Origin of the sequence: Acinetobacter sp. KAM396, assembly GCF_021602765.1 — a bacterium.
In the GTDB taxonomy this organism is placed as follows: Bacteria; Pseudomonadota; Gammaproteobacteria; order Pseudomonadales; family Moraxellaceae; genus Acinetobacter; species Acinetobacter towneri_A.
This window is the reverse complement of the sequence record NZ_BPPH01000071.1, coordinates 1-3,017: the sequence shown is the minus strand read 5'-3', so window position 1 is coordinate 3,017 and position 3,017 is coordinate 1. Positions and strand designations below refer to the sequence as shown.

Sequence of the window (3,017 nt, the reverse complement as noted above, 5' to 3'; positions counted from 1 at the left end):
CCACAGAATGATGTCACGCTGAAAATGCCGGCCTTTGAATGGGTTCATGTGCAGCTCCATCAGCAAAAGGGGATGATAAGTTTATCACCACCGACTATTTGCAACAGTGCCCAAAAAAGTTCGTGGTGGAGAAAAGATAAGCTATGCAAGGCTTTAGGAGACGTGGTTTTTCAGGATGACGAAGAACGATTCGGCGCTAGGTGCAACATAGGTGCATCGCACGAGCGCTAGGAACGGCGAAAAAAGGCGGACGTGGCGAAATCGGTAGACGCAGCAGACTTTAAAATTGGAGTGCCCGCGGGGAAATCCGCGGAGTAGAACCGCTCAAAGTCGGGGAACGCTAACGGGCAATACCCTAAGCCAATCCCGAGCCAAGCCCCTTCGGGGGAAGGTGTAGAGACTGGACGGGCGGCGCCTAAAGCCTTCGGGCAATGGCGAAGGGACAGTCCAGACCACGAACGTCATCAGACGGCGGCGAAAGTCGAGGTGGTACGAAAATCTGCTTCTCTGTGAGAGTACGGGTTCGAGTCCCGTCGTCCGCACCACAAAGCCAAACATCCCTGCGATGATCGACCTCTGGGCGTTTGGTCGTGAGCCCGCCACCCTCGCGCTACGCTTTGCGCAGGCGTCGAAGGCGATCAGGTGCGCCCATCGATTCCGTCGAGCACCATCGCTGCGAGTTCATCGCTGGTGTGTGCACCACTATCGAGAACACGGGTTGTGCATGGAAGCCGTTCCCTTGCGGCCAAGCATCGGGCGACATTCGCTAATCGCCACTCTCGAATCTCCGCATTTCGATTCGGGTCAGGATGCATGGTCTGGTTCGCGATCCGGTGACGCAATAGGTCCTCGTTGAGCGTCAGAAAGATGTGCAGCAGCTGATCGTCGATCCGCCTTACCCCGTCGAGTATCTCAGTCAGATAGTCCGGGTGCACGAGCGTCATTGGGATGATGATGTCCTGCGAGTAATTCCTTCGAATCTCCCTGACCGCCGCGATCGTAAGTCCCCTCCACAAGGGGAGATCCTGATAGTCTCCGCTCGCTGGCATGGGGACCGTTTCTTTCACCACGAACCCGATTTCCTCGGGGTCAAAGATCAGCGATTTGGAACGCCGATCGCGCAGCCGCTTAGCGAGCGTCGTCTTTCCGGCGCCGAAAGGTCCGTTGATCCAGATTATCATTGTCGACGGCCTCTAACCTGAAGGCTCGCAAGAGCGCTCGACGGCCTCGTGCGGAGGCACGATCGGAGTGGTTCCGAAATGCTTCTCAAGATAGGTGACGCCGAACGTCACGATGTCCTGCGCGTCGAACAGGTAGCACTGAGCAAAGCCCACGACACCTTCTCGATGGCGACCGAGCTTCACGTAAGCATTTGCTATAGTTTCAACCGCATCCGGCTTTCCTTCGATAGCAAAGCAATCGAGAATGCCGTTTGAATCGTAATCCGATGCCGTTTTCCAGGCGACTTCACCGTCTCTTCCAAGCATCGGCATCTCATACGTCACCCACCGTTTGTTGGGGATATCGGCAACCGCCTCGGCGTAGTGCAATGCGGTAACGGAGTTTAGCGGCGCACCCAACAGCAGGGCCTTCCCGCCAAGGCGAACGAACCGCTCGACGGGCGATCCTTCCCCCAAGGCGTGACCGAGTTCGTGAGGCTCCGTCAGCGTTTCAGCCAGCGGACCAACCGCGACCATCGATGCATCGGGGTGCGCGCTGCGCCGCGCGCCGGGGGCTTGAACCAGAAATTGATTCAGCAGGCCGAACCCACGGTAAGTCCCGGCTGTTGCGGGATCGAACGGCAGCCAGGTACGGCGGGCTTCGTCATCCAGCCGAGCGCCATTCAGAGTCTCCTCGTAGGGTGATCGGTCCCACGACGCGTATCCCATCACAGTGCCAGTCGGCCCAACCGCGGAGCGTAACGCGGCAACGACCGTCTCCGCTCCTCCTTCGACCGGACCAATCGCTTTAAGTGAGGCATGCACCATCAAGAGGTCACCGGTTTGGACTCCGAGTTTTTGAAGCGCCTCCGTTATTGCCTTCCGCGTATGCATCGCGATATCTCCTCTAAACTGCAAAACACTATACCTATCGAGATATCACTCTACTATACCTATCGAGATGAAGAAATTCTAAAATTAACATAATACACCTTATACAAAATGCCCTTGTAAGCCCTTAATCAAGGGCATTTTTAGTCTCTACTTAACATAAAATTTTGGTGGTGCTTCAAAAAGTATGCTGCCTTTAAATGAAGCCATTATTGATGTAAAAGAAAAGAAGGCTAAATCAAAAGCTTTAAAATGGTTTTCAAGCTTTTTTGAAAAATTACAGCTTCTTCTGAAGCTACGCCTAATTCTATGCCTTATTTTGCAATTATTGCCTTCAATACCTACAGTAAAAAATTTACCAATACTTTGCTTACCATTTTTAAAAGCAGTGATGAAACTGTCCCAATGATCACTTGCAATTCGGGTGTAGTGAATATCTAATTGTTTAAGCTTTGTCTTCAATTGTTAGACTGTAGCTAAATCTCGTTTACCCCAAACATAAGCAACAATTTCACCTGTTTCTCGATGATAGGCGTAAATAAGCCATTGTTTATTCTTTTTATTTCCAACAAAATTCCAGAACTCATCTACTTCGAGAGATTCATAATGACTTTGCTGAGGCTGAATTTCATAGGTTGATTCAGTTAAAGTACGTAAAACTTTACCGATACTGATGCGCTCAACTTCAGCAATATCTCGTATACCGCTGCCTCTGACCATCAACTGTAATATTTTACGAGTAATACCTGACTTACATCCTAGATAGCTCAGTGCATGATCACCAATAAACTGACGTTTACAGTCTTTGCACTGATAGTTTTGTTTCCCATCTACTTTGATACCATTTTTCTTTATACTATCACTGAGGCAGGTTGGACATTTGATTGCTAGAGTTATTTGCATTTCTCTATTTTATCAAAATCCAATCGGCTTTTTCTTCAGCATACTTTTTGAAACACTACCAAA

At 50.3% G+C, this 3,017-nt stretch carries 3 protein-coding genes and 1 pseudogene; 1 reads left to right on the top strand and 3 read right to left on the bottom strand.

Annotated elements, in window-relative coordinates; translation table 11 throughout:
- On the top strand, window positions 1-231 hold a 231-nt coding region (locus L6C30_RS14415), incomplete at its 5' end, for a hypothetical protein (RefSeq protein WP_236163326.1).
- 407 nt (window positions 232-638) lie between these two features.
- Here the strand turns inward: L6C30_RS14415 and L6C30_RS14410 are convergent.
- From L6C30_RS14410 to L6C30_RS14400, 3 genes and pseudogenes are all read right to left on the bottom strand, one after another.
- Window positions 639-1,181, bottom strand: coding sequence for an AAA family ATPase (locus tag L6C30_RS14410; RefSeq protein ID WP_000587837.1), 543 nt, complete (start codon window positions 1,179-1,181; stop codon window positions 639-641).
- A gap of 12 nt (window positions 1,182-1,193) precedes the next feature.
- Window positions 1,194-2,054: an aminoglycoside N-acetyltransferase AAC(3)-IId gene (aac(3)-IId, locus tag L6C30_RS14405; protein ID WP_000557454.1), complete on the bottom strand. Its 861-nt coding sequence runs from the start codon at window positions 2,052-2,054 to the stop codon at window positions 1,194-1,196.
- Between the two features lie 193 nt (window positions 2,055-2,247).
- Window positions 2,248-2,954, bottom strand: a pseudogene (locus L6C30_RS14400) (IS1 family transposase).
- Window positions 2,955-3,017 lie beyond the last annotated feature (63 nt).

Bases quoted from the DNA above. Each gene is read 5' to 3' on its own strand.
- L6C30_RS14410 (WP_000587837.1), bottom strand. From the start codon at position 1,181: ATGATAATCTGGATCAACGGACCTTTCGGCGCCGGAAAGACGACGCTC.